This is a genomic window from Micromonospora xinjiangensis (assembly GCF_056150165.1).
On sequence record NZ_JAXCFO010000010.1, the window covers coordinates 113401 to 140058 of the forward strand.

General features: G+C 70.8%; 23 protein-coding genes and 1 tRNA gene. 5 read left to right on the top strand and 19 right to left on the bottom strand.

All coding sequences use genetic code 11. The features are described 5' to 3' along the window. Positions 1-132 precede the first annotated feature (132 nt). Both SM573_RS27520 and SM573_RS27525 read right to left on the bottom strand, forming a co-directional pair. The gene (locus SM573_RS27520) at positions 133-1146 is read right to left on the bottom strand and encodes a LacI family DNA-binding transcriptional regulator (RefSeq protein WP_474614079.1); all 1014 of its coding nucleotides are present in this window, start codon (positions 1144-1146) and stop codon (positions 133-135) included. Positions 1147-1517: 371 nt separating this feature from the next. Next, entirely contained in the window at positions 1518-3923 is a 2406-nt protein-coding gene (locus SM573_RS27525) for a glycoside hydrolase family 3 N-terminal domain-containing protein (RefSeq protein ID WP_474617388.1), read from the bottom strand. Positions 3924-4582: 659 nt separating this feature from the next. Between SM573_RS27525 and arfA the strand changes: the two genes are divergently transcribed. Beyond that, on the top strand, positions 4583-6106 hold the full coding sequence (gene arfA, locus SM573_RS27530; protein ID WP_474614077.1) for an arabinosylfuranosidase ArfA: 1524 nt from the start codon (positions 4583-4585) through the stop codon (positions 6104-6106). Between the two features lie 218 nt (positions 6107-6324). On the opposite strand, the gene SM573_RS27535 is transcribed toward arfA, so the two are convergent. From SM573_RS27535 to SM573_RS27565, 7 genes are all read right to left on the bottom strand, one after another. Next, on the bottom strand, positions 6325-7902 hold the full coding sequence (locus SM573_RS27535) for an alpha/beta hydrolase-fold protein (RefSeq protein WP_474614076.1): 1578 nt from the start codon (positions 7900-7902) through the stop codon (positions 6325-6327). A gap of 334 nt (positions 7903-8236) precedes the next feature. After that, positions 8237-9751, bottom strand: coding sequence for an aldehyde dehydrogenase (NADP(+)) (locus SM573_RS27540; RefSeq protein ID WP_474617389.1), 1515 nt, complete (start codon positions 9749-9751; stop codon positions 8237-8239). Then, a complete protein-coding gene (locus SM573_RS27545) occupies positions 9748-10959 on the bottom strand; it encodes a fumarylacetoacetate hydrolase family protein (protein WP_474614074.1) in 1212 nt (403 codons plus the stop codon). The genes SM573_RS27540 and SM573_RS27545 overlap by 4 nt, the downstream gene beginning before the upstream one ends. Continuing rightward, positions 10956-12137 (bottom strand): mandelate racemase/muconate lactonizing enzyme family protein, encoded by a 1182-nt coding sequence (locus SM573_RS27550; protein ID WP_474614073.1) that lies wholly within the window; start codon positions 12135-12137, stop codon positions 10956-10958. The genes SM573_RS27545 and SM573_RS27550 overlap by 4 nt, the downstream gene beginning before the upstream one ends. A gap of 8 nt (positions 12138-12145) precedes the next feature. Further along, positions 12146-12976 (bottom strand): carbohydrate ABC transporter permease, encoded by an 831-nt coding sequence (locus tag SM573_RS27555; protein ID WP_474614072.1) that lies wholly within the window; start codon positions 12974-12976, stop codon positions 12146-12148. Beyond that, positions 12973-13926, bottom strand: a complete 954-nt coding sequence (locus SM573_RS27560) for a carbohydrate ABC transporter permease (RefSeq protein WP_474614071.1) — start codon at positions 13924-13926, stop codon at positions 12973-12975. Before SM573_RS27560 ends, SM573_RS27555 begins: the two co-directional genes overlap by 4 nt. A 75-nt stretch (positions 13927-14001) precedes the next feature. Then, positions 14002-15249 (bottom strand): ABC transporter substrate-binding protein, encoded by a 1248-nt coding sequence (locus SM573_RS27565; RefSeq protein ID WP_474614070.1) that lies wholly within the window; start codon positions 15247-15249, stop codon positions 14002-14004. A gap of 165 nt (positions 15250-15414) precedes the next feature. On the opposite strand from SM573_RS27565, the gene SM573_RS27570 reads away from it, so the two are divergent. Further along, on the top strand, positions 15415-16257 hold the full coding sequence (locus SM573_RS27570) for an IclR family transcriptional regulator (RefSeq protein ID WP_474614069.1): 843 nt from the start codon (positions 15415-15417) through the stop codon (positions 16255-16257). Between the two features lie 76 nt (positions 16258-16333). Here the strand turns inward: SM573_RS27570 and SM573_RS27575 are convergent, their stop codons facing one another. Beyond that, positions 16334-17368: an LLM class flavin-dependent oxidoreductase gene (locus SM573_RS27575; protein WP_474614068.1), complete on the bottom strand. Its 1035-nt coding sequence runs from the start codon at positions 17366-17368 to the stop codon at positions 16334-16336. A 319-nt stretch (positions 17369-17687) separates the two neighbouring features. Here SM573_RS27575 and SM573_RS27580 point away from each other — a divergent pair, with 319 nt between their 5' ends. Next, positions 17688-18302: a dihydrofolate reductase family protein gene (locus SM573_RS27580; RefSeq protein WP_474614067.1), complete on the top strand. Its 615-nt coding sequence runs from the start codon at positions 17688-17690 to the stop codon at positions 18300-18302. Between the two features lie 59 nt (positions 18303-18361). Here the strand turns inward: SM573_RS27580 and SM573_RS27585 are convergent, their stop codons facing one another. Both SM573_RS27585 and SM573_RS27590 read right to left on the bottom strand, forming a co-directional pair. Next, positions 18362-18781: a hypothetical protein gene (locus tag SM573_RS27585; RefSeq protein WP_474614066.1), complete on the bottom strand. Its 420-nt coding sequence runs from the start codon at positions 18779-18781 to the stop codon at positions 18362-18364. A gap of 22 nt (positions 18782-18803) precedes the next feature. Further along, complete coding sequence (locus SM573_RS27590) at positions 18804-19199, bottom strand: VOC family protein (protein ID WP_474614065.1); 396 nt, start codon at positions 19197-19199, stop codon at positions 18804-18806. A gap of 249 nt (positions 19200-19448) precedes the next feature. Here SM573_RS27590 and SM573_RS27595 point away from each other — a divergent pair, with 249 nt between their 5' ends. Both SM573_RS27595 and SM573_RS27600 read left to right on the top strand, forming a co-directional pair. Beyond that, on the top strand, positions 19449-19913 hold the full coding sequence (locus SM573_RS27595) for a hypothetical protein (RefSeq protein WP_474614064.1): 465 nt from the start codon (positions 19449-19451) through the stop codon (positions 19911-19913). Positions 19914-20015: 102 nt separating this feature from the next. After that, positions 20016-20498, top strand: coding sequence for a hypothetical protein (locus tag SM573_RS27600; RefSeq protein WP_474614063.1), 483 nt, complete (start codon positions 20016-20018; stop codon positions 20496-20498). A gap of 101 nt (positions 20499-20599) precedes the next feature. On the opposite strand, the gene SM573_RS27605 is transcribed toward SM573_RS27600, so the two are convergent. The 7 genes from SM573_RS27605 to SM573_RS27635 form a co-directional block, all read right to left on the bottom strand. Then, positions 20600-21004 (bottom strand): hypothetical protein, encoded by a 405-nt coding sequence (locus tag SM573_RS27605; protein WP_474614062.1) that lies wholly within the window; start codon positions 21002-21004, stop codon positions 20600-20602. A gap of 72 nt (positions 21005-21076) precedes the next feature. Then, positions 21077-21150, bottom strand: a tRNA-Pro gene (locus tag SM573_RS27610). Between the two features lie 242 nt (positions 21151-21392). Continuing rightward, complete coding sequence (der, locus tag SM573_RS27615; protein ID WP_474617390.1) at positions 21393-22799, bottom strand: ribosome biogenesis GTPase Der; 1407 nt, start codon at positions 22797-22799, stop codon at positions 21393-21395. Positions 22800-22875: 76 nt separating this feature from the next. Then, the gene (gene cmk / locus SM573_RS27620) at positions 22876-23556 is read right to left on the bottom strand and encodes a (d)CMP kinase (protein WP_474614060.1); all 681 of its coding nucleotides are present in this window, start codon (positions 23554-23556) and stop codon (positions 22876-22878) included. Between the two features lie 191 nt (positions 23557-23747). After that, positions 23748-24512, bottom strand: coding sequence for a pseudouridine synthase (locus SM573_RS27625; protein ID WP_474614059.1), 765 nt, complete (start codon positions 24510-24512; stop codon positions 23748-23750). Continuing rightward, positions 24499-25461 carry an SMC-Scp complex subunit ScpB gene (gene scpB / locus SM573_RS27630; RefSeq protein WP_474614058.1) on the bottom strand — a complete coding sequence of 321 codons (963 nt, stop codon included), beginning with the start codon at positions 25459-25461 and terminating at the stop codon, positions 24499-24501. Before scpB ends, SM573_RS27625 begins: the two co-directional genes overlap by 14 nt. A 5-nt stretch (positions 25462-25466) precedes the next feature. Continuing rightward, positions 25467-26627, bottom strand: a complete 1161-nt coding sequence (locus SM573_RS27635) for a segregation and condensation protein A (protein WP_474614057.1) — start codon at positions 26625-26627, stop codon at positions 25467-25469. Positions 26628-26658: the final 31 nt, after the last annotated feature.

Below are 26658 nucleotides of genomic sequence, written 5' to 3' on the forward strand. Positions count from 1 at the left end.
CTCATCGGTGGATGCCCCCGTAGGTTCTGCGCCCTCACCTCCCTCTTGGATCTCGACCGGCGCGCCCGCGGTGATCGCCCGGCGCAGCTGGGTGGTCGGCGCGATCGCCCGGTCGCACCGACGGGTGTGCGGTCACGGTCCGGCCGGCGGCGCGGTGGAGCCCCGGACCACGAGGCTGGTCGGAAGCACTATCTGTCGAGGCCCCTCCCAGTCGTCGGTCACCAGTGACTTCAGCATCCGTGCGGCCTCGTATCCGAGCTGGTACATCGACTGGTCCACGGTGGTCAGCCCCGGCTCGGTCAGGGCCGACTCCGGAATGTTGTCGAAGCCGACGACCGACAGGTCACCGGGCACGGAGATCCCCAGCTCCGCCGCGACCTCCAGGACCTTGAGGGCCATGCCGTCGCTCGCCGCGAAGATCGCCGTGGGCCGGTCCGCCCGTTGCAGCAGGGCGCGCGCCAACGGAACCGCGGACTCGGGGTTGAAATCGCCCCTGCCGATCAGCGTCGGGTCGACCGGAACGCCCGCTCCGGTCAGCGCCGTCCGGTATCCCTCCTCCCGGGACCAGGCCGCCGCCAGGCTGGAACGACCCGCGATGAAACCGATGCGCCGGTGGCCCAGGTCGAGCAGGTGCTCGACCGCGGTGGTGGCGCCCGCGAGATTGTCGGCCGTCACCGAGGGCGCGGTGGAGTCCCTCGCGGGGTCGATCGCCACGACCGGCGTCCGGCTCCGCACCTCGCCCCAGGGCGTGACCACGATGCACCCGTCGGTGAGGGTGCCGGACAGACGTGTCAGGTGCCGCTGCTCCCAGCCCTCCGAATAGGAGCCGTAGAGGTCGCTGTTGGCGTAGATGATCAGGTCGAAGCCCGAACGACTCAACGCCTTCATCACCCCCTTGAGCACCTCGGCGGTGTACGACTGGAAACTGTGGGTCACGAGGCCCAGAACGTTGGTGCGGCTTCGCCTGAGGCTCGTGGCCACCAGGCTCGATTCGTAGCCGAGCTGCTCGATGGCGGAACGGACCTGGGCGACCGTCCGCGCGCTGACGCCGTAGTGCCCGTTGACCACGCGCGAGACGGTGGCGGTGGAGACGCCGGCCGCACGGGCGACATCACTCATCGTCACCGGCGCATTGACCTCAGTCATGCCGCTCCCTCTGGACTGCAATCGTTATCGGTTACGTTTCCAGGGTGTTGTCAACGTAACCGATAACGATTACAAACACAAGGCCTCATCGTCCTCACACGACTGCCGGGAACGTCCCGACCGGACACTCGCGCAGCCACCCCGAACCACCGCACGACGGCTGCCGAAAGGCCAAAGGGCGGGCGCACTGCCGCCGTACCGGCGGCCCGTTCCCCGACGGGTTAATCAGCCCGCCGACGACAAGAGGCCGCCGTCCGGCAAACGAATTCCGCGCAGCCTCGGACCCGGCGCGTGCGGCGATATGCGCTCACCCGGCGACCGATCATGCTCACACGCGTCGCAGCCCGCCACCGACCCAATTGCCGTCATTCTCAGTCGAGCGTCGGCACGAGGCTCTCTTCGGACAGGGCCCGGACCTCCGCCGTCCCCGAATAGGCCTTCTGCGCCAGCGCCCCGTCGGGACCCGCATTGATGACGAACGTGCCGGCCGCGATGGTGTCCCGGGAGGAGAAGCCGACGTACACCTCGATGTGTCCGGGCTCGACGACGTAGGTCATGCTCCGGTCGTGGAAGCCGAGCTGCCCCGTCGGCAGCTCGAACCGCACGGCCACCCGCTGCCCCGGACCGGCCGAGACCCGGGCGAAGTTCTTCAGTTCGAGCACGGGTCGGGTGACCGTCGCCTGCGGGTCACGGATGTAGAGCTGGACGACCTCCTCGCCGGCTCGCTCACCCGTGTTGGTGACCGTCACCTCGACGCCGACGCTGTCTCCGGCACCGACCTCGGCGCGGTCGAGGACGGCCGCGTCGATCGTGAACGGCGCGTATCCGAGGCCGTGCCCGAAGCAGTATCGCGGCGTCACCGGCGAATCCACGTAGTCGCCGTGCCAGTGCGACCGCCCTCCGGAGACCTTGTGCCCGTAGAAGACGGGAATCTGGCCCACCGTGCGGGGATAGGAGATCGGCAGCTTCCCGCTCGGGTTCACCTCGCCGAGGAGCACCTCGGTGATCGCCCGCGCCCCGGTCTGCCCGGGCAGCCAGGCCATCAGCACCGCGGCGCACTCCTCGTGCAGGAAGTCGCTGCCGACCGGCCGACCGGCGACGAGCACCGCGACGACGGGAGTGCCGGTGGCGACGACGGCACGGACCAGGTCCTCCTGCACGCCGGGAAGGTCGAGACTGGACCGGTCCCGTGACTCGCCCGTGGTGGCCCCCGGCGTCAACCCCGAGCGATCGCCCAGGACCAGCACGGCGACATCGGCCTCGGCGGCGACCGCCACCGCCTCGTCGAACCCGTCCCTCGACGGATCGACCACGTCGCATCCCGGCGCGTAACGCAACCGGTCGCCCAGGCGGGCGGTGAGCTCGTCACGCACGGTGGGCACCCCGTCCGTGCTCTCGTCGATCTCCAGGTCGTCCGGGATCGTCATCATCTGGCCGAGCAGGCCCCGCCGCTCGCGTGCCTCCGTCAACGCCTCGATGTGCGCCGCGAAGGAGTAGTCCCCGAGCAGGTGCCGGGCATCGTCGGCGTTCGGCCCGATGAGGGCGACCGTCGCGGCCTCCGAAGCCAGGGGCAGCACGCCGTCGTTCTTGAGCAGGACGAGGCTGCGGCGGGCGATCTCGAGCGCCACGTCCCGGTGCCGCGGGGAGTTGACCGTCACCACGACCGCGTCCTCGTCGACGTAGGGGTTCTCGAAGAGCCCGAGTTCGATCTTGTGCCGGAGGACCCGCGCGACCGCCTCGTCGAGGCGACCCTCGCTGACCTCCCCGGCATCCAGCGCGTCGGCGAGAGCCCCCGCGTACGCGTCCGTGGCCGGAAGCTCGACGTCCACGCCGGCGCTGAGCGCCAGTGCCGCCGCCTGCTGCTTGTCCGGCGCGAACCGGTGGTACGAGTGGAGGTCGTCGACGGCGAAGTAGTCGGAGACCACGCTGCCCGTGAAGCCCCACTGCCGGCGAAGGACGTCGGCCAGCAGCTCCCCGTTGGCGTGACACGGAATCCCGTCCAGCTCGTGGTAGCCGGCCATCACCGACTGGAGGCCGGCCTCGCGGACCGCGACCTCGAACGGATACAGGTACACCTCGCGCAGCAGTCGGGGCGGGAGGTGGGCCGGCGCCCAGTTCAGCCCGCCCTCGGATGCCCCGTAACCGACGAAGTGCTTGGCCGTCGCGATGACGCCGGTCCGCAGGTCGGCGCCCTGGAGGCCTCGGACGAACGCCGCACCCATGCGCGAGACCAGATACGGGTCCTCGCCGTAGGTCTCCTCCGTCCGGCCCCACCGCGGGTCGCGCACCACATCCAGGACCGGTGAGAGTCCCTGGTGGCTGCCCATGGCGCGCATCTGCGCGCGTACGGCGTCCGCCAACCGTTCGTTGAGAGCCGGCGCCCAGGTGCTCGCGACGCCGATCGCCTGGGGGAAGATGGTCGCCTCTCGCGCCATCACCCCGGAGCAGACCTCCTCGTGCACGATCGCCGGGATCCCCAGCCGGGTCTCGGTCACCAGGAATCGCTGGACCGCGTTGGCGACCCGCGCCACCTGCCCCGGCTTCAGGCTGGTGGAACCCGCGACTCGGGTCACATGCCCCAGGCCGTGCCGAAGGACCGTCCGCGCCCGCTGCGCCGAGAACCGTCCGGCCTCCAGCAACGCGAACGCCCACGTGCTGCCGAGTTGCGCGAGCTTCTCCTCCCGGGTCATCCGCGCCAACAGGTCCGACACCCGTTCCCCGACGGGCGCGTCCGTGTCCGCGTAGATCGCCCTGGTCTCCGGCTTCACACTGGTCATCCGGTCACCCCAATCACCGTCACCAACCTGCCCTCCGGCCTCGTCGGACACGAGGCCGTGTCGTCCCTGGACCCCCGAGTGGGGATCACTCCGGGGCGCCGACCGCTGCCTCCGCCTCCCTGCCCCGCGACGCCGTCGGGCCCCCCGCGACGACGGTGTCTCACCCACTGTCGACCGACGGTCGCCAGGACCAGAACCGGGCCCGGCCCAGACCGGGCTCACGAACGGGTTCCGGCCCCGGCTCTCCACCCGTCGGCCGCCCGACACCGGGTACGGCCACTCCACCGCCCGGCGATCGGGCCGCAGCGCCGCGGGCGAGGGCCGGGATCAGTCGGGGGCGGCACTGGAGGGCCCGGCGAAGACATTGATCATCGGCAACCTGTCCCCTATCGTAAACGTAATCGGTAACGTTTACATAGATCGTTGGCCCACATCGGTGGCGATCGTCCTGTCCAGACTCGCACCGACCCCCACCACCCCTCGGCTCCGGGCGTCGCGGCGGCATCCCGACGACCGGGCCACGCACGAAGGGAGCCAGCCCTGAACACCCACCTTCACGGGACGCCGCGGCACCTGGCCGACACCCAGAAGCCCCTGCCCCACCGCGGGCCGCCGGCCCGCTCGCGGCGAGCCGAGGCGGCGACCAGCGGGGAGGCGTCGTGAACACGGCCCGCCTGATCGTGGATCCACGCCGGCGGGTCGCGCCGGTGCCGCGACGACTCTTCGGCTCGTTCGTGGAGCATCTGGGCCGCTGCGTGTACGGAGGCATCTACGAGCCCGGGCACCCGACGGCCGACCCGGACGGGTTCCGGAGCGACGTCCTGGCGCTCGTGCGCGAACTGGGCGTCACCGTGGTCCGCTACCCCGGCGGCAACTTCGTCTCCTCCTACCGTTGGGAGGACGGCGTCGGCCCGGTCGACCAACGACCCGCCCGGCTCGACCTCGCCTGGCACAGCCTGGAGCCCAACGCGTTCGGGCTCGACGAGTTCATGCGCTGGGTCACCAGGGCGGGAGTCGAACCGATCATGGCGGTCAACCTCGGCACCCGCGGCACCGCCGAAGCGGTGGACCTGCTGGAGTACGCCAACCACCGCGGCGGCAGTCACCTCGCCGACCGGCGCCGCGCCAACGGCGCGCCCGACCCGTACGGGATCAGGCTGTGGTGCCTCGGCAACGAGATGGACGGACCGTGGCAGGTGGGCGGGCGGACGGCACCCGAGTACGGACGCCTCGCCGCGCAGACCGCGAAGGCGATGCGCCGCTTCGATCCCGACCTGGAGCTCATCGCCTGCGGCTCGTCACACTCCGGCATGCCCACCTTCGGCAGCTGGGAGCGCGACGTCCTCACCGCGGCGTACGAGGACGTCGACCTGATCTCGCTGCACGCCTACTACCACCCGGTCGACGACGATCTGCCCAGCTTCCTCGCCTCCGCCGAGGACATGGACCGGTACATCGACGACGTCACCGCCATCGCCGACTCCGTCGGCGCGATCCGCAGGTCGACCAAGAAGATCATGATCGCATTCGACGAGTGGAATGTCTGGTACCAGTCGGCCGCCCCGTCCACGCCACCCAGCGGGGACGACTGGCCCGTCGCGCCGCGGCTGCTGGAGGACCACTACAACGTCGCCGACGCCGTGGTCGTCGGTGGCCTGCTCATCAGCCTGCTGCGGCACAGCGACCGGGTGACGGCGGCCTGCCAGGCCCAACTGGTCAACGTCATCGCCCCGATCATGACCGAACCGGGCGGCCCGGCCTGGCGCCAGACGATCTTCCACCCCTTCGCCCGCACCGCCCGGCACGCCCGGGGGACCGTCCTCGACGTGCTCCGCGACAGCAGCACCACGACCACCGACCGCTACGGCGAGGTCGCCACGGTCGACGCGGTCGCCACCTGGGACGACACCACCGGCGGGATGACGGTGTTCCTCGTCAACCGCGTCACCACCGCGCCCGCCGAGGTGACCATCGACATCAGTGGCGCCCGGTTGACCGGGATCGTCGAGTGCCTCACCATCGGCGGCACCGACCTCGGCGCCAGGAACTCGCCCGACGGCCCGGACCACGCCACTCCACGCCCCAACGACACGGCACGTCAGGCGGGATCGGCGCTCCGGCTGGCGCTTCCACCGGCGTCCTGGACCATGGTGCGGCTGAAGGCCACGGCAGAGGTCCCGTGAGCGTCCGCTGAGCCATCGGCCGGTGCCGTCCTCCTCGGACGGTGCCGGGCCGGCCGCCGCGAGACCGTCCGCTGCCGCGCGGGGCGCCCTGGGGCGCGCGTCCGGCCAGCCGCACCGCAGGTGCCGACGCGGAGGCGCCCCGGCCGCTCGCTCCTGGGTCACCAGGGCGGGCGGCCGGGGCTCCCGCCACACCTAGCGAGGTGGCGGCGGGCCTGGTCTCACCGGGCGTCGACCGGCGCGCTGCGCGAGCCGTTGAAGAGCCGGTCGCCCTGGTAGTGGGCGACCACCGGCGCGTCCAGTCCGCCGTGGACGGTCTTCTTCAGCCGGGCGACCCCGTTGTGCACCGGGGCGGAGCCGAGGTACGTGTCGCCGGCGTAGAAGTCGACCTTGCCGGAGGGAGCGGAGGTGCTGGTGCTGACCGCGTCCACCGTCGCGGTCGCGGTGACCTTGGTGTTGTCCGAGGTGCCCGCGGGTGCGGCCGCCACGTCGAGGCCGGTCGTGGTGGCCCGGAACGCCAGGGCGCGCAGGTAGTGGTTCAGCAGCGGGCGCCAGACGTGCCAGGTGTGCACACCGGGCACGTTGTACTCGTCCAGCTCCACGCCGGCCGCACGGAGAGCGGCGGCGTTGCGTTGCGAGTTCTCGGCGATGTTGCCCAGGCGGTCCTGGAGCCCGGTGCCGATCATGATGCCGCCGGCCACCGCCTTCATGCGGTCGATCTGCGCCGGGGTGGCGGTCGGTCCGCCCGCGCTCCAGGCGGCGTGGTAGCCGAACAGACCGGTGTGGTTGTACATGATGGTGTACGCCCGGCTGCCACCGGCGGAGAAGCCGCCGAACGCGCGGTCCTCCGGGCGGGTGGAGACGTGGTAGTTCTGCTCGACGAACGGGAAGATGTTGTTCCGCAGCTCGTTGACGTAGCCCTCGTTGCCGCCCGGCAGGCCGTTGAAGTCGGTGGACACGATCACCATGGGCTCCACGGACCGATCCTTGATCGCGTTCTCCAGGATGAGGTGTGCCACGCCCTGCATCGTCCAGGCGGTCGAGTGGTCACCGCCGCCGTGGCTCAGGTACAGGGTCGGGTACGGCGTGGCCCGGTGGGGGTCGTAGCCGTGCGGCAGGTACACGACGATGTCGTGCACGCCCGGCGGGTTGGTCGACAGCGGCGAGGTGTACCGCCGGGACTCCAGCGTGCCGAGCTTGGCGACCGGCGCCTGGTAACCGGTGTCGTACGTCGGGAACTTCTTGCTGGCCGGTACGTAGATCGTGCTGCGGACCGCACCGGGGGCGCCCGGGTACTGCGGCTGGATCTGCCAGGGGTTCGCCGGGTCGTCGTGCAGGGTGCAGCCGGTGGCGAGCTCGTTGGTGCAGTCGTGGGTGAACGCGTAGCGGAAGGTGCCCGCGGGCAGCGGTGTGGTGAACGTCCACACGCCGTCGGAGCCCTTCTGCATGGCCTGGATGTGCCACGGCGTCGCCGCGACGTCGCCGGGCTGCCACTGGGCGGGCGGCCGGGCGTCGCCGCAGTCCTGGCACGGGATGTTCTCCGGCCGCGAGTAGAACCAGTCGCCGTAGATGTGGACCTGCTGGACGTCCTCGGGTGCCCGGTACCTGAAGGTGACCGAGTACCCCGTCGGCGGCTGGTCGGTGCGGATGACGGTCGGGCCCAGAGGCGCGGGCGGAGCGGCCGACGCCGCCGGGGCCGCGGTCGCCGCGACCACGACGGTGGCGACAGCCAGCAGTGCGAGCATCAGCCGCCGCCTCGGCGCCGGCGTCAGTTGGGGACGGGGAATTGCAACAGGCATGTTCCTGCTCCCTCTTCGGCACGCGGTCAGACCGAATCGAGCGGTCCGACCGACCATTCGATGGTGAGGTGAACGGATACCAGCAATGAGCGATGTCCTCGCATTGTGAGCGCTAACATCGTTCCCTGTCGAAAATGGAACCATGAACTGCGATGAGGGTCAAGACACGACCGTAAATATATTCGACAAATCGCGATCGAAAACAATTTATGGCAGGATTGAGCGGCGCCAGAAGTTTCTGGCGCGCGAATCCATCTGGGGTCAGCCGCAAAAGCGATCACGAATTACTACGAATACGGACCGCCCGTGACCAGCGGCGCTACGGCCGTGACATCTACTCCCCTGGTTGCAACCTCCCATCGACCCGCCGGGGGATAGCCGTGAATTCGTCTCGCAGCTCCTCGGGCAGAATCCATTCCGGAGCGTCCTGCCACGCCAGCGGGCGAAGGAATCGGCGGATCGACGTGGCGCCCACCGAGGTGTGCAGGGCATTGGTCGACGGCCAGGGCCCACCGTGGTGCTGGGCCCACGAGACGCGGACCCCGGTGGGATAACCGTCGAAGACGATGCGACCCGACCGGGCCGACAGCGCGTCGACCAGCCCGCGCACCACGGTGACATCGTCAGCCGGTCCGCGGTGGACGGAACCGGTCAGCGACGGCGGCACGACCGCGAGCGCGGCGTCGAGCTCGGCTACCTCGCGGTACCGGACGACGACCATGAGCGGGCCGAAGCACTCGTCAGTGATCTCGCCGGTGAGCTCCGGCAACCCGACCTCCAGGAGAGTCGGCGGGACCGTGAATCCCGCACCGGGCTGCACCCGCGGCCGCGCGGACACGCGCGCGCCGGCGCGCTCGAACGCCGCGGCACGGCTCTCGAACGAATCCCGGATGCGCTCGTTCAGCAGCACCGCGCCGCCCGCGGAGCCCACTCTCGCTCGCAACCCCTCGACGAGGCGGTCGCCGCCCGGATCCGACGGGATGAACGCCAGCCCGGGCTTCGTGCACAGCTGGCCCCCGGAACCGGTGAAGGAGGCGAACAAGCCGTCGGCGATCTGCTCAGCCCGATCGGCGGCCGCCCCGGGCAGGACCACGATCGGATTCACGCTACTCAGTTCGGCGTAGAGAGGGATGGGATCGGGTCGTTCGTCGATCGCCGCCTGGATCGCCCGGGCAGCACCGACGGATCCCGTCAGGGCGGCCGCGCGGACCGCGGGGTGGCGCACCAGCCCCAGGCCGGCCGCCTCCCCGTACACGAGCGCGATCACACCGTCGGGCCCACCCGTGTCGCGGATGGCCGACGCGATCGCCTCCCCGGAGGCGTACGACGTCAGCGGATGGGAGGGGTGAGCCTTCACGATCACCGGAGAGCCGGCGGCGAGAGCGGAGGCGGTGTCGCCGCCCGCGACCGAGAAGGCGAACGGGAAGTTGCTGGCCCCGAAGACGGCGACCGGCCCGAGGGGGACGAGCATCCGCCGCAGGTCCGGGCCGCGCCCGAGCGGCGTGTCGGCGGCGTGATCGATGGCCGCCTCGAGGTAGCCGCCGTCGCGCAGCACGTCCCCGAACATCCGGAACTGGACCGCCGCCCGGGTGAGTTCCTGGTCCAGTCGCGCGCGGCTCAGCCCTGTCTCCGCCTCCGCGGCCCCGACCAGATCCCCGCGACGGGACTCCAGTGACGTGGCGATGGCATCCAGCATCCGGGCTCTGCCGAGCCTGCCCAGACCGGCCAGCCACTGCGCAGCTCGGGAAGCCCCGGCGGCGATCGCCGCCAGCCGCGACTCGTCCGTCTCGATGAGATCGGTCGGGCGAGTCCGGCCATCGCGCGGATCGACCGTGGTGACCACGTTCACAACAGTCCCCTCCTGACCAGGTTGCCCATGAGATCGCGGACGCCGAACTGCCAGGGCTCGCACTCCTCCGCGTGCCGCACCCGGTTGACCAGGGTGCCCAGCGCCGGGCAGCTGATCCGCACCACGTCGTCGACCTTGTGGGTGAATCCCTCACCGGGGTGGTCCCGGTCCTGAATGGGCGCGAACATGGTCCCGAGCATCAGCACGGCCCCGTCGGGATAGTGGTGGTGCGGGCCGATGAGCTGCCGCACCAGCGCCTCCGGGTCCCGCGACATCCGGGTCATCTCCGAGATCGCCTCCAGCTGGAAGCCGTCGACGCCGCGGACCTGCAGGCACACCTCCAGCTCGCGCACCCGCTCCAGGCCGAACCGCTCGTCGAAGAGCCGGATCAGGGGACCCAGCGCACACGACGCGTTGTTGTCCTTCGCGCGGGGAAGCAGGAGCGCCGAGCGTCCCTCGACATCCCGCAGGTTCACGTCGTTGCCGAGTGTGGCGCCGACGATCCGGCCGCTGGACTGGACGATGAGCGCGACCTCGGGTTCGGGGTTGTTCCAGGTCGACGCGGCAAGCACGCCGACCGGGACGGCGGTGCCGACGGCGGAGAGGATCTGCCCCTTGGTGAAGATCTCGGCGTCCGGTCCGATCCCCACCTCCAGGTACTGGCTCCAGACACCCTCGGCGACGAGCAGATCTTTGAGCCGCTCCGCCTCCGCCGATCCGGGTGCGAGGCTGTGCAGGTCAGCGCCGATGTCGGCGAGCATCCGGTGACGGATGTCCGCCGCCAGCGAGAGATCTCCCCGGGCCCGCTCCTCGATGACGCGCTCGATCATCGACACGGGGAAGGTCACACCGGCGGCCTTGAGTGCCTGCAGGTCGACCGGGGCGAGCAACCAGGGACGGCTCCGGTCGCGGGGCTCGGCGCCCGTGTTGGCCAGGATCTCCCCGAAACGGCCCACCCGCGGCCCGTCGATCCCGGCCACGGCGGCGGCGGGGTCGGGCAGCTCACAGATGTCCCGTACGGTCGGGAAGTGGCGGCTGAGGTCGAAGACCTCGCCGTCCCGGACGACCACGGGTGACGGGCCGTCGACGGACGGGTCCCAGATCCGGCCGATGAGCACGCTGTGCTCGGCGTCGTCCGGGAGCGCCTCGGTGGCGGTCCCGAACCAGCGTGGATCGCCGGCCAGCGCCCGTGGATGTGGCACCGTCATGAACCGCTCTCCAGGTTGAAGAAGGACCGCTCGTCGCGGGGACGGATGTCGTAGACAGCGTCCTGGAACATGCGCATCGGGTGCGGTGTGAACGGGTGGCGCTCGATCGCCGCGAGGTCCAGCTCGATGCCCAGCCCGACGCCGGACGGGATGAGCACGTCACCGTCGTCTGTGAGGACCAGCCGTTCGTTGGTGATCTCCGGACGCCACGGCACGTCGGTCGCCATGATCTCGAGGTACCGGAAGTTCGGCAGCGTCGCCCCGAGCTGGAGCGTCGCGGCCGTGCTCAGCGGACCACTCGGGTTGTGCGGCGCGAATCCCACGTAGTTCGTGGCCGCGAGCGTCGAGATGAAGACGAGCTCCCCGATCCCTCCGGCGTGCGTCACATCCGGCTGGACGAAGTCCACCGCCTGGCGCGCGAGCGCCGGCGCGAAGCCCTGCCGCCCGAACCACCGCTCTCCCGCCGCGATGGGCACGGGCGACGCGCGACGGACGTCGACCAGCGCGTCGAGGTTGTCCGGCGGGCACGGCTCCTCGAACCACACCGGGTCGAACTGCGCGATCTCCTTCGCGACCTTGATCGCGTGGCGGACGTCGAACCGCCCGTGCCCCTCGATGAACAGCTCCACCTCGCGACCCACCGCGCCACGGACGGCGTCCACCTGTGCCAGCACCCGGTCGAGCTGCCTGGTCGTGATGGTGAGGTCGTAGTTCTCGAACGGATCCCACTTGAGGCCACGGAAGCCCGTCTCCACCGTCTTGCGCGCGGCGGCCGCGTAGTCCTCCGGGGTGACGGCCCCGGAGAACCAGCCGTTCGCGTACGCGCGGACGCGGTCGCGGGTCGCACCGCCGAGCAGCCGCGAGACCGGGACGCCGAGGTCCCGCGCCGAGATGTCCCACAGCGCCATCTCCAGCGCGCTCAGCGCGGTCATGATGACCGGGCCGCCACGCCAGTACCAGTCCCGCGCCAGTTCGTAGAGGATCTTCGAGATCCGGGTGGGGTCCAGGCCCTCGACCGCTTCGGCGAGCTCCGCGATCGCACCCTGGACGGCCCGCTCCTTGCCCTCCAGGGTGGCCTCACCGAGCCCGACGATCCCCTCGTCGGTGTGGACGCGCACGATGACGAGGTTCGTACGGTAGAAGTCGACGACCAGTGTGTCGACGGAGACAATCTTCATTCCTCGGGTCAACCCTTCACCGCACCGGCGGTCATGCCGGAGACGACGTACTTCTGTGCCAACAGGTAGAAGGCCACGGCCGGCAGCGTGAACAGGAAGGCGACGGCCATCACCGTCTGGATCGGCGTGCCCAGTTCGCCGATGAAGTTCGCGATGCCGACGGAGGCCGGCTGCAGCTCGGGATTGAAGATGAACGTCACCGCGAACACGTACTCGTTCCACGCGTGGAAGAAGGCGATGACCGCCGTCGCCGCGATCGACGGGGCGATCAGCGGCACGTTGATGCGAGTCAGAACGGTGAACGGCCGTGCCCCGTCGGCGCGCCCCGCCTCCTCCAGTTCTCGGGGGATGCCGTCGATCGCGCCCTTGAGGATCAGCGCGACGATCGGCAGGACGAAGGCCGAGTTCACAAGCACGAGCCCGGTCAGCGAGTCGAGCAGGTCGAAGCGGCGGAAGAGCGCGAACAGCGGTACGACCATCAGCGCCTCGGGGAGCATCTGGGTGAACAGCAGCACGACGGTCAGCAGGGCCTTGCCCCGGAACGAGAACCGGGACAACGCGTAACCGAGCGGGATACCCAGACCGACGGAGAGCACCATGGTGCCCACGGCGATGACCAGGCTGTTGAGCAGCCAGCCGGCCGCCTTGCCCTCGGCCAGCGCCTCGACGAACACCCCGAACCGGCCGATGTCCGGGGTGAGCCGGGGCCGCTCCGCGAACAGGTCGCCGTTGCTGGACAACGCCGTGACGAGCATCCAGTACAGCGGAAAGACGGCGACGCCCAGCACGACGAGCACGGCCACGATCCGCGCGGTGAGACCGAGACGGAACCGCCTCATCGGACGTCCTCCTTCTCCACGGCACGGGCGACCAGCCGGCTGCCGGTGATGACGATGAGCGAGATGACGACGCCGACCATCCCGATGGCCGCCGCCGAACCGAGTTCCTTCGAGTCGAAGGCCTGCGAGTAGAGATCGATGACGAGCGTCTCGGTGGCGCCGACCGGCCCGCCCTTGGTCATGAGCCAGATGAGCTCGAACCGCCGCAGCGACCAGATCGTCATGAGCAGCGCCAGCAGCCCCACGGTCGGCTTGATGACCTGCCAGGTGACGGCTCGGAAGGTCGCCCACCGCCCCGCGCCGTCCACCGTCGCTGCCTCGTGGAGGTCCTGCGGCACAGCCTGCAACGCGGAGAGCAGCACCACGGAGGTGAACGGGAACAGTTGCCAGATGGTCGTCGCGAGCACCGCCGGAAGCGCGTAGCGCGGGCTGTCCAGGATCGCGCCGCCCGGGACGCCGAGACCGATCGCGTGGAGGAGCCGGTTCACGATCCCGTACTGCGCGTTGAGCATCCACGTCGCGATGAGCGCGACCGCGATGCCGGGGGCCGCCCAGGGAACGGTCACCAGCGCCCGCGCCACGCCGCGACCCCGGAACCCCTTGTTGAGCAGGAGCGCGACGACCAACCCGGTACCGACCGCGCCGACGACACACGCGATCACGTAGACGAACGTGGTCAGCAGGGTCCGGTGGAAGTCGGGGTCGCCGAAGATCCGGTTGAAGTTCTCGAGCCCCACCCACTGGCTACGGGTGGGATTGAGAAGAGTCGTCCGGGTGAAGCTGAGGTAGACCTCCTGGGCGAGGGGCACCGCCTGGAAGACGAGGATGAACACCGCGGCGGGAAACAGGAACAGGTACGGGGTCCACTTGCTGCCCAACGGGCTGGGTCGGCGCCGTCCCCCGGATCGGGGGGTTGTCTTCGGTGCTCCGGTCTGCTCGAGCACAGTCATCGGGTTCGATCCTTCTGAGGTAGGACGCCGCCGGCGCACGGACCGTCGCGCCGGCAGCGTCGCCGTGTCGAGCTGTCAGCCGACCAGTTCGGTCGCCTGCTGCTGGGCGCGATCCAGCGCGGACTTGAGGTCCGCCTTGCCCTGCAACGCCGCGATGACGTTCTGCACGACCACCTTGCGGATGTCCGGCGTCTTGGCCTCGAAGCCCAAGACGATCTGCGGCAGGCTGCTCTCGGTGAGCTCGTCGAAGACGGTCAGGAACGGGGTCTCCTTGAGCGACTCCGCGCTACGCTGCGTGGTCGTGGCGACGCTGCTCGCGCCGAGGATCTCCTGCAGCTTGACCTGGTTCTGCGGCTCGAGCGCCCAGCGGATGAAGGTCGCCGCCTCCTCCTTGGCCGGGCTCGACTCGTTGATCACGATCGGTGCGAGGATGGCACCCTGCTTGCGCACCGGGAACGGGATCGGCGCGACGCTGAACTTCAGGTTCGGGTTCTGGCCGCGGGTGGCGGTCACGTACCCCCCGTTGTTGAGCTCCATCCCGACCTTGCCCTCGGCGAACATCCGCCGGAACGTCGCGGCGTCCGCGCCGCGCGGGATCACGTTCGCGTCGTACAGGTCCTTGTACGCCTGCAGGCCCTTGAGGTTCTCCGGCGAGTTGATCGTCAGGTTCTTGCCGTCGGACCAGGCACCACCGAAGCCGTAGACGTAGTTGAAGATGTCCTGCCAGACGCCGGCCTCCTCGGCCTCGGTCTGCCGGAACGCCAGGCCGTAGACGTCACCCTTGGTCAGCGACTTCGCCGTGGAGACGAACTGCTCGTAGGTGGTCGGCGGCGTCGGGATCAGGTCCGCGTTGTAGAACATCGCGTAGTTGGACGCTTCGAAGATGATCCCGTGCCGGGTGCCGTCGTGGACCATGAACTGGTCGGGCTGCTTGATGAGTTCGTACTTGCTGACATCGATCAGTTTGTCCAGCGGCGCGATGAGGCCGGCGTCCGCGGCGGCCTCGAACTCGGGCATGTCGAATCGGACCAGGTCCGGCCCCTTGCCGCTGCCCATCTGTGTGAGCACCGTCTGACCGAAGGTCGGGTACGGCACCGCGGCGGCGGAGACCTGCACCTTGTCCTGGCTCTTGTTGAACTCCTCGAGCCACGCGGTCAGTTTGGGGCCCCGGCCCGGGTCCCCGAATGTCGAGGCGGCGAAGGTCAGTTTGGTGACGCCGTCACCGGAGCCACTGTCGGAGCCGCAGCCGGTCAGGAGGGTGGCGACCAGGCCGAGGGCGCATGCCGCCCCGACGACGCCAAGGCGGGAGGGCTTCTTACTCATCGTTGCTCCCCTGTAACAGGTCAGAGTCGTCCAGATGAAATTTGCAACGATCGTAGCGTCATGCGCAACGGTGTCAAGTGGCGGTTGCACGGGCAACGCACTACCATTGCAGATGGTGCAATTCGCGGACGGCCCAGCGGCCCCCGCACGAGGGGAGACATCAACTTGTCGCAATCGATTCGCCGCGCCATCGACCTCATCCGTCGATCCGCGGAGCATCCGCTGTCCCTCACCGAGGCGGCCGAGGTGCTCGGCGTCCACAAGTCCACCGCGCTGCGGATCCTGCAGACGCTCGAATCGGCACGCTTCGTCCGCCGCACAGGCGCCGGCACCTACGTACTCGGCAGCGGGCTCATCGAACTGTCGGAACTCGCCCTCGGCTCGATGGACCTGCGCCAGTTCGCCGCCGCACACCTGCGCGCGCTGCAACGCGAGACCGGCCACACCGTGCACCTGGCGCAGCTGACCGGCGATGAGATCGTCTACATCGACAAGGTCGACAGCCCGGCTTTCGACGCCGTCAAGCTGCCGTCGCGGGTGGGGCGGGCGGTATCGATCTACGCGAGCGCCGTCGGCAAGATCATCCTGGCGTACCTGCCTCCCGAGGAACGCGACCGGCTGCTCTCCCACGTCGTCTTCGAACGGTTCACCGACACCACGTTCGCCGACCGCGAGTCCCTCGAAGCCGAACTCGTCCACATCCGAGAGCAGGGCTGGGCCACCGACAACGGCGAGCACGACGCGTACGTCATGTGCGTGGCGGCACCGATCCGGGACTCACGGGGGCGCGTCATCGCCGCCGCCTCGATCACGGCGATCGAGGTCATCGCGAACCTCGACCGGTTGAAGAGCAACCTTCCGCTCCTCATGGAGACCGCCAACCAGATCTCCTACGAACTCGGCTACACCCCACCGCCCACCGGCCGGGAGGACGAGGCGGCTGACGCCCCGTCGAACGAGCGGGGCGGACGGGATCGGGAACCGTCCGCGGACCACAGCCCCGCCTGACGGACCCGCGCGACGGCTCGCGCCGTCGGTACGGCCGAACCCACCGACGGCGCGCCGCTCACACGAACAGCCGAGGTCACTCGGCCAGCAACTCCCGGACCCGGGGAACCACCTTCGTGGCGTACAGCTCGATGGTGTTCATCAGGTGCTCGTGCGCCATCGAGCCGTTGGCGTACTTGATGTCGATGCGCCGCAGGTCAAGGGCTCGCACCGTCTTCGCGATCTTGCGCGCCACCGTCTCCGGTGAGCCGACGTGCCACGCCCCCTCGGCGATGTCGTCCTCGAACCGAGCCCGGGTCATCGGCGCCCAGCCGCGCTCCCGGCCGAGTCGGTTGAGCACGTCCCGGGCGTGCGGCCAGAGCAGGTCGACCGCCTCCTGATCGGTGTCGGCGACGAAGCCGGGGACGTGCGCGGTGACCGGAAGCCGGTCGTGCCCGAACTGAGTGAGGGCGCGGTGGTACAGGTCGACGTACGGGGCGAACCGGGCCGGGTCGCCACCGATCACCGCCAGCGCCAACGGGAACCCCAGCCGAGCGGCCCGCACCACCGACTGGGGACTGCCGCCGACGCCGACCCACGTCCGGATGCGTCCCGACTCCGTCTTCGGGTAGACGTGCTGCTGCGTCAACGGAGCACGCACGCTGCCCTGCCAGGTCACCGGCTCCTCGGTCAGCAGCCGCGCCATCAGCTCCAGCTTCTCCTCGAAGAGCCGCTCGTAGTCGGTCAGGTCGTAGCCGAACAGCGGGAACGACTCGGTGAACGACCCCCGACCCAGCATGATCTCGGCGCGACCGCCGGAGACCGCGTCGAGGGTGGCGAACCGCTCGAAGACGCGCACCGGATCGTCGGAGCTGAGCACCGTCACCGCGGTGCCGAGCCGGATCCGCTCCGTCCGGCCGGCGATCGTGGCGAGCACGATCTCCGGGGCCGTGATGGCGTAGTCGTCGCGGTGGTGCTCGCCGAGGCCGATCGCGTCGACGCCGAGCCGGTCGGCGAGCACCGCCTGCTCGACCACGTTCCGGATCACCTGCGCGTACGGCAGACGCTTCCGGTCCGCACCGACGGTGACATCGCCGAAACTGTCCAGCCCGAATTCCACCCCGGTCACCATGTCGTCTCCCCTGACCTCGACGCGCCCACCGCTGCCGTACCTGCGCGGCATCCGGCCGGATAACCGCGACACCACCGTCTGGCATTCCCGGATAGGACGTGGGAAACCACACCCGCCGAAGCGCCACGCTCCTCCCCCGGTGTCCCCGGTGTGCAGCCCACCGCGGGCCGGGAGGCGCCACGGCCTCCGTCCGCCGAATCCACCCCGAAGCGACCGATGAGTTCGGGGTGCTGCGCCGGTCTACCCACCGACAGCACCACTGATGCTCCGGCTGCACGCCGACCGCGTCGTAGCCGGCCACCTCGAAAGGAGCACCCGGATGGCAAAGGTCATCTCCACCCTGTTCGTCTCCGCCGACGGCGTCGCCGAGATCGACCCGGACTGGCACCTCCCGTACTTCGACGAGAACATGGCCCGCGCCGTCGGCGAGGACTACGACGCCGCCGACGTGCTGCTCATCGGCCGAAAGACGTACGACAGCTTCACCGGCGCCTGGCCCGACCGCGAGGCCGCCGGCGGCGACGACGCCCCGTTCGCCAAGCAACTCGGCGACATGCGCAAGGTGGTCGTCTCGCACCGACCGCTGACGTTCTCCTGGCGCAACTCCGAACTGATCGACGGCGACCTCCTCGACGCCGTCGCCTCGCTGCGGGCCGACGCCGGGATCAGGGGGATCCTCATTCCCGGCTCGATCGCCGTGGTGCAGCAACTGCTCGCCGCGGGACTGGTAGACGAGCTGCGGTTGCTCGTGCACCCGGTCGCGGCGCGCAAGGGCCGCAGGCTCTTCGACGACGGCGACGCGCCGTACCACCTCAGCGTGACGGCGACGGAGGTGTTCCCCACCGGCGTGATCCGGGTGATCTACGCGCCGACCGCCGCACCCGGCACGGTCGGCTACGACGACGTCAAGGACCAGGTGCCCGCAGGGAGGTAACGGCCGCCCGGGGATGACTCCAGCGGCCGGCGCGGTGACGGCGAGGCGCGGCGGGCCGGTCAGCGGCCGCTCCGCCGGGCCGTGAGCGGCACGAGCACGAGCACGGCGACGCCGAGTGCGCCCGCGCCGACAACCCACCACCAGAAGAATCCCGAGAAGACCGAGGCGACCAGGAGCCCCAGACCGAGACCGGCCAGCAGGCCGAGCCCGAACAGGGCACGCGGGGGCAAGCCGAGGTACGGGAGGCGCCGCGCCACGAGCACCTCCAGCCAGGTACCACCCACCGTCAGCAGCGCCGCGCCGACTGCGTCCACAGCGGACAAACCGTGGCCCTCGCTGATCGGCACCAGGACGTCGCCCTCGCTCCCGGCGGGAACGAGCAGGACGAGCACGCCGGCGAGGATCAGCAGCCCGGTGATCGCCACCTGGGCGCGAGGCGCGCCGCCGACATGGTGGGGGCTCGCTCCGGTCCTGGTCATCCGCGGTCGCGTCCGGCGTCGGCTATGTCTGCGGTGCCAGGGTGCGTAGGACGCAGAACTCGTTGCCCTCGGGGTCCGCCATGACCACCCAGTTCCCCTCCGCGCCCTGGCCGACATCCGTCCTGGTGGCACCGAGGCCGAGCAGTCTGGTCACCTCGTCCTCGGTGCTCCCGTCGATCGGGCTCACGTCGAGGTGGAGCCGGTTCTTCACGGTCCTGCCCTCGGGCACCCGGATGAACAGGAGGGTGGGTGGCATCTGACGGGCCCGCACATCCTCGACGGTCGGCACCCAGGAACCGATCTCGACCTTGCCCTCGCCCCGGTCGATCACCTCGAGGTCCAGGACCTCGCACCAGAAGGCCGCGAGCGCCTCCGGATCGTGGCAGTCGACGACCAACTCGGTGAACCGACTCGTCATGGCTCTCCCGGATAGCGCGGACGGGCGCTCAGCGTATCGGCGAGGGCGCCCCTGCCGCACGTCGCCGCTACACAGGATCGAAAGGGATGGACCCGGCGACTGCGAACGGACGGGCGCTGAGCTCCGTCGGGACGCCCGCACGGGGAACCGACGACCCCTCGCCGCCCGGGACGCCTTCCGCACGTGCACGCACGTGACGCACGACCCGGTCATCGGACCCGCAGGCCACCATGTGAAAGCGTGGGTCTCATGCAACCGCCCGAACCAGCCACCGAGGCGGCGCTGACAGCGGCCTCATCGCCCGACCAAGCTGTCCGGGCGCGAGCCGGTGAACAACTGGCCCGCTGGGCCGACCGGCCCGCCGTCGCCGACGTCCTGCTACGCCTCCTGCTCGACCCGCAAGACACGGCCGTCACCGTCACCACCTGCGGAGCTCTCCTCAAGCGCAACGACGACCACGCCCTGCGCCCGATCGCCAAAGCCTTCGCCACTGCCGACCCCGCACACCTCGACCACCTGTACTCGACGTTGGTGGGCGAACTCATCGGCCCCGGCGGCACACCCCTCGCCCGGTTCATCGACAACTGCAGCAAGCTGAGCGACGACCCCGACCCCACGACCAGAGCCGGAGCCGTCGAGCTACTGAAGTCCGCAGTCCGCCCGTCGACCAGTCGACGGTCACGACAACCGAAGCGACCCCACCCAACCCCGTGACCATGGCCGTCCAACCGGACGTGGTCTCCCCCGCGCTGCGCCGTAGGTGCGATGATGCCCCCGCCCGCACCAGCTGCGGGCGGGGGGATCGGAGGGGCGGCAGTGAGGTACGTCAGCGTCGAGCGGACCCGCGACGGCATGGCGCTGGATCCCGAGACGTACCTGCGGCAGTTGCCGTCGCTTGCTGACTCGCTGCCCCAAGGAGCCCGCAGGTTCGCCACGGACCCCGGCCACTACGACTTCTTCGGTCAGCGGTGCGTCAAGGACCTGAAGCCCGCGCGACTGACGTCCGGTGGGACGGGCGCGAGCCGCTGGCTTGAGCTGTGCCTGCGACACAACTGTTGGAAGCACGAGGAAGACCTGACGATCCGCTACCGCGGTGTGCAGAGCCTGATGATCCAGCCAGCCGGCGAAGGCCTGGACGTGGCCCACCTCCAGGACGTCATGCTGGACGAAGTGTTGCCACACGCACACGGATGCCGGCACGAGATCGTCTGCCTCTCCGGAACGCTGGTGGTCACGAGCCAGGACCTGACCGCCGCCTGGCGGCACGCGGACTGCCCGGAGCGCGCGCCGAGGCAGTGAGCCGGCGGCGATGAGCACCGCTACGGGGACTCCAGGACCAAGAACGTGCGCGCGGAGGGCCCGACCCGCTCTGGGCAGGCAAGACGGTCGGGTTCTCCGGGTCAGGCGTCCGCAGCGTGCGTATAACGCAATTCTCGTCCGCACCCGTCCGCTTGATCCCAGGCCCACTGTTCCACTTCGGAGGGCACGCGACCGACCAGCGCCACGCCGTTGAGCGTGACCTGTGGTCCATTGAGTGCGTCAACGGCGATGCAGTACAGCAGCCTGTCCGTGTAGTAGGCGTTGACGCCCACCTCGGTGAACGTCTCATACGACTCTTCACGACCCGGACCGCAGCCCCTGCTGGCTGGCTCACCACCGCCGAGCGCCGCAGCCACCTCGTCGGAGCTCATCCCGAGCTGGAGCGGTCCCACGCTGGCTGTCGGGATGAATCTCCAGTGATCGCGCTCCTCATCACCCTTGACACGGGTAGACGCCCGAAACTCGACCAGCGGAGCGCCGGCCACGCCTACGTGACCGATCTTGCCAGAACGCCGAAGAGGACCGATCCGAATGCCGGATCAGCCCTCTGAGCTGCGTCGGGACGGCCGGATTTGAACCGACGACCCCTTGACCCCCAGTCAAGTGCGCTACCAAACTGCGCCACGTCCCGATGCTGCCGCGTGGTCTCCCCTGCGGCAGCCGGTACAGCTTAGCGCAGCTTCTTTCCGCCGTCCGCACAGGCCCCACCCGTACCGTGGCCCTCTCGACGGCGACCCGCCTCACCTCCCGTAAAGCGTCCTAGGAGGGTGGGGCGCAGGAGCTCGCCGGCGGAACGGAGCGCCGACAAGCCGCCGGAACGGGGCGGGCCGGGTCGAGGAGAACACCGACCCGGCCCGCCGTCGACTCTGTCGATCAGCCGTGCGCCTTGCCCCGGCCGCCCGGGCCGACCTTCTTCCGCGGGCGTACCGAAATCTCGATCGGGCTGCCCTCGAAGCCGAACTCCTCACGCAGCTTGCGCTCCACGAAGCGCTGGTAGCCGGCGTCCAGCGGCCCGGTGGTGAAGAGCACGAACCGCGGCGGCGCCACCCCGGCCTGGGTGGCGAACAGGACGCGCGGCGCCCGCCCGCCCCGCACCGGGTGCGGGGTGGCCTGCACCAGCGCCGTCAGCCACTGGTTGAGCCGCGACGTGGGGATCCGCGTCTCCCAGCTCGCCAGGGCCTTGCGCAGCGCCGGGGCGAGCTTGTCGACCGCCCGGCCCGTCGCCGCCGACAGGTTCAGCCGGATCGCCCACGGGATGCGGCGCAGCTCCCGCTCGATCTCCTTGTCGAGGTAGTACCGCCGGTCCGCGTCGACCAGGTCCCACTTGTTGAACGCGATGACCAGGGCCCGGCCCGCGTCGGTGACCATGGACAGGATCCGCTGGTCCTGCTCGCTGATCGGCTCACTGGCGTCGAGCAGCACCACCGCCACCTCGGCCGCCTCAATGGCGGACGCGGTGCGCAGGCTCGCGTAGTACTCGGTGCCGCTGGCCTTGCCGACCCGCTTCCGCAGGCCGGCCGTGTCGACCAGGTGCCAGGTCTCGCCGCCGATCTGCACGAGGCTGTCCACCGGGTCGACGGTCGTGCCGGCCACCGAGTCGACCACCGCCCGCTCCTCGCCGGAGAAGCGGTTGAGCAGACTGGACTTGCCCACGTTCGGACGACCCACCAGCGCCACCCGGCGCGGCCCGCGCGGGCCGTACTCGACGATCGCCGGGGCGTCCGGCAGCGCGTCCATGATGGCGTCGAGCAGCTCACCCGAACCCCGGCCATGCAGGGCGGAGACCGGGTGCGGCTCCCCCAGGCCGAGCGACCAGAGCGACGTCGCCTCCATCTCGATGGACGCGTTGTCGGCCTTGTTCGCCACCAGGATGACCGGCTTGGCACTGCGCCGCAGCATCTTCACCGCGGCCTCGTCCACATCGGTCGAACCGACCACCGCGTCGACCACGAAGAGCACCACGTCGGCGGTGGCCACGGCCGTCTCGGCCTGCGCGGCGATCGCCGCCGCGCGGTCCTTCGCGTCCGGCTCCCACCCACCGGTGTCCACCACGGTGAACGCCCGGCCGGCCCACTGCGCGTCGTACGGCACCCGGTCCCGGGTCACCCCGGGGACGTCCTCGACGACCGCCTGCCGGCGGCCGATGATGCGGTTGACCAGCGTCGACTTGCCCACGTTGGGCCGGCCGACCACGGCCACGACCGGCTGCGGGCCGGTGCGCTCCTCGGTGTCGAGGTCCGGCTCCCGCAGCTCGACCCAACCGCCGCCCTCGTCGCTCATGCCGCCGCCTCCCTGCGGTCGGCGTCGCCACGAGGCTCCACCGCGCTGCACCAGATGATTCGCTCGCTCCGCTCGCTCATGCCACGCCCCGCTCGGTGAGCAGCGCGTGCAGCCGCTGCACGACCTCGTCGATGCCCAGCTCGGTGGTGTCGAGCACGACCGCGTCCGGCGCCTGCTGCAACGGCGAGGTCTTGCGGGTCGAGTCGAGCCGGTCCCGGCGGGCCAGGTCCGCGGCGGTGGCCACCGCGTCGGTGGCGTCCTCGGCGCTGCGCCGCGCCGCGCGGGCCGCCTCCGAGGCGGTCAGGTAGACCTTCAGGTCCGCGTCGGGCGCCACCACGGCGCCGATGTCACGGCCCTCGACCACGATCCGACCGGCGTTGGTGATCATCTCCTGCTGGCGGGCGACCAGCAGCGCGCGTACGGCCGGCACGGCGGCCACGGCCGACACCGCCCCGGTCACCTCGGGCCCGCGGATCTCCTTGTCGACGCTGACGCCGTCGGCGGTCACGCCGTACCCCTGCGGGTCGGTGCCGATGCGCAGGTCGACCTCGCCCGCGACCTTGGCGACGGCCTCGGCGTCGTTGAGGTCGACCCCGGAGCGCAGCACCGCCCAGGTGATCGCCCGGTACATCGCCCCCGTGTCCAGGTAGCGGGCACCGAGGCCGGCGGCGAGCCGCCGCGAGACGGTGGACTTCCCCGAACCGGACGGCCCGTCCACAGCGACCACACATCGCCCGGTCCGTGCGTTTTCCTCCACCGTTGTCCTCCTCAGCCCGTACCCCACGGGTCGCCGGCCTTCCGGCGCCGTGAGCGGATGTTCCTCGTCCATGATGCCCGCCGCCCCCGACCGGGGCGCGCGCGATGCCGCCGGGCGCGACCCGCGCCACCGCGCGACCGTCGCCCGGCCGCCACGGAGCCTACCCGCAGCCGTACCCGCGGCCGGCGGGGTCAGTCACCCACGGCCTTGAACAGCGCGGCGACCTCGGCGTTGGTGAGCCGCCGGGTGCGCCCCGCGCGCAGGTCACCCAGCCGGATCGGCCCGATGGCGGTACGCACCAGCCGGGACACCGGGTGCCCCACCTCGGCGAGCAGCCGCCGGACGATGTGTTTGCGCCCTTCGTGCAGGCTCAGCTCCACCTGGGCGGTGCGTCCCAGCGTGTCCACCACGCGGAACGAGTCGACCTTCGCCGGCCCGTCCTCCAACTCCACCCCGGCCATCAACCGCCGGCCGAGGTTACGCGGGATCGGCCCGGACACCTCACAGAGGTACGTCTTCTGCACCCCGTATGACGGGTGCATGAGCCGGTGTGCCAGCGTGCCGTCGTTGGTGAGCAGCAGCAGCCCCTCGCTGTCCGCGTCGAGCCGCCCGACGTGGTAGACCCGCTGCTCCACCCGGTTGCCGAGGAAGTCGGCCAGGGCGGTGCGCCCCTTCTCGTCCGCCATGGTGGAGACCACGCCGCGGGGCTTGTTCATGGCCAGGTAGACCAGGCGGGTGTCGGTGACCACCCGCTCGCCGTCGACGTGGATCACGGCGGTCGCCGGGTCGACCTTGTCGCCGAGCTGCGCGACCCGCCCGTTCACGGTCACCCGCCGCCGGAAGATCAGGTCCTCGCAGGCGCGTCGGGAGCCCACGCCGGCGGCGGCGAGCACCTTCTGCAGGCGCTCGGCGCCCTCCGGGGCGTCGGTTCGGGTGGTGCGGTCATCGCGTGGCATCGGTCAGCTCTTCCACATCGTCGGGCAGGAACGGGGCGAGCGGCGGCAGCTCGTCCACCGTGTTCAGGCCCAGCTTCTCCAGGAACAGGGGGGTGGTGCGGTAAAGGAACGCGCCGCTCTCCGGCTCGGTGCCGCACTCCTCCACCAGGCCGCGGGTCACCAGGGTACGGATCACCCCGTCGCAGTTGACCCCCCGGATCGCGGAGATCCGCGAGCGGGTGACCGGCTGCTTGTAGGCGACCACGGCGAGGGTCTCCAACGCGGCCTGCGTGAGGCGCACCGACTGCCCGTCCAACACGAACCGCTCCACGTAGGTGGCGTATTCCGGCCGGGTGTAGAGGCGCCACCCGCCGGCGGCGCGGCGCAGCTCGAAACCGTGCCCGGAGGCGGTGTAGCCGGCGGCGATCTGGTCGAGCATCGCGCCGATGCGTGGGGCCGGTTGCTCCAGCACGTCGGCCAGCGTCGCCTCGCTGACCGGCTCGTCCACCACGAGCAGGATCGCCTCCAGCGCGCCGCGCAGCTCGGCGTCGTCGAGCTGCGGCGCGGGCGCCGGCTCCGGCTGCCGCCGCGAGGCGCGCCGCCGCCCCACCGCTCCCGTGCTTGCCTGCGCCGCCGCCTGCACGCTCCCCGCGGCCGCTTCCCCAAGCTCTACCGCCGCAGCCGCCTCCCCAGTCCCCACCGCCCCCGCCGCCTCCGCGGCCAGTCCCGGCTCCCCCGCGAGCGCCGGTTCGGTTTCCTCCCCGATCTTGGTACGGTCCGGCCCCTCGGCCGGCGCATCCGTACCAAGATCTGCGGTGGGTTCGGGAGCGGGTCGCTCGGGCTCGGAGAGGGGTTGCTCGGGTGGGCTGTCCGCGGCGTCCTTCTCGCGGGGCGGGGTGGGGCGCTCCCACGGGGGGATCCAGGCGGCGGCCTGCTCGGCCAGGGAGTCGCGGCGCTCCTCGTCGTTCATGGAAGTCACTCCTCGTTCGTCCCCTGGTCCTGCACGTCAGTCGGCGCCGCCTCCGGCCCGTCAGCCGCGACCGCCGGCCCATCCGGCTCGGCCGCCGGGCTCGTGTCCGCCCCGGGCGGGGCGCCGGGCGGCGGTCCGGCGGCCGGCTCGGCGGGGGTGCCGGCGTACTCGTCGATCTGGAGGTCGGGGCCGCCGTCGGCCGGCCCGGTCCAGCGGATGGTCAGCTCGTCGAGCGCCTGCTCCTGGACGAACACCACCAGCCCCTCCCGGTAGAGCTCCAGCAGGGCCAGGAACCGGGCCACCACCTCCAGGGTGACCTCGCAGTCGGCGCAGAGCGTCGAGAAGGTGGCGGTGCCGGCCCGGCGCAGCCGGTCGGTGATGATCGCCGCGTGCTCCCGCACGCTGACCCGGACCATGTGCACGTGCGCGATCGACACCTCGGGCGCCGGCTTCGGGGTCAGCGCCCTGATCGCGAGCGCACGCAGCCGCTCCGGGCCGATGCCGAGCACCAGGTCGGGCAGCGCCTCGGCGTACCGGGGCTCCAGGGCCACCGCGCGCGGATACCGCCGACCGCCGACCGCCTCCAGCTCGGCGATGTGCGCCGCCGCCTCCTTGTACGCCTTGTACTGCAGCAACCGGGCGAAGAGCAGGTCCCGCGCCTCCAGCAGGGCGAGGTCCTCCTCGTCCTCCACCTCGGCGGCGGGCAGCAGCCGGGCCGCCTTCAGGTCCAGCAGGGTCGCGGCGATGAGCAGGAACTCGCTCGCCTCGTCCAGGTCCCACTGGTCGCCCATGGCCCGGATGTACGCGATGAACTCGTCGGTGACCTGGTGCAGCGCCACCTCGGTGACGTCGAGCTTGTGCTTGCCGATGAGCTGGAGCAGCAGGTCGAACGGGCCGGTGAAGTTCTTCAGCCGGACGGTGAAGCCGCTGCCCTCGGTCGACCCCTCGTCCGCCGTGCCGGCGTCGGAGGCCGCCTCCGCCGGGTCGGTGGACCCGCGCTGCGCCGGCCCGGTAGGCGTGGCCTCGGCCGGCACCCCGGCAGCAGTGGCCGACGCCCCACCGGTCACGTCCGCCGGCGGCTCGTTCGCCACACCGCGGGCGCCCGCGTCCTCCGGGGACGACGGCTGCTCGGGCACGGTGGGCGGGTCGAGGGGCGGGGCGGTCACCCGACGACCGTAGTGGACGGGGCGCGACGGG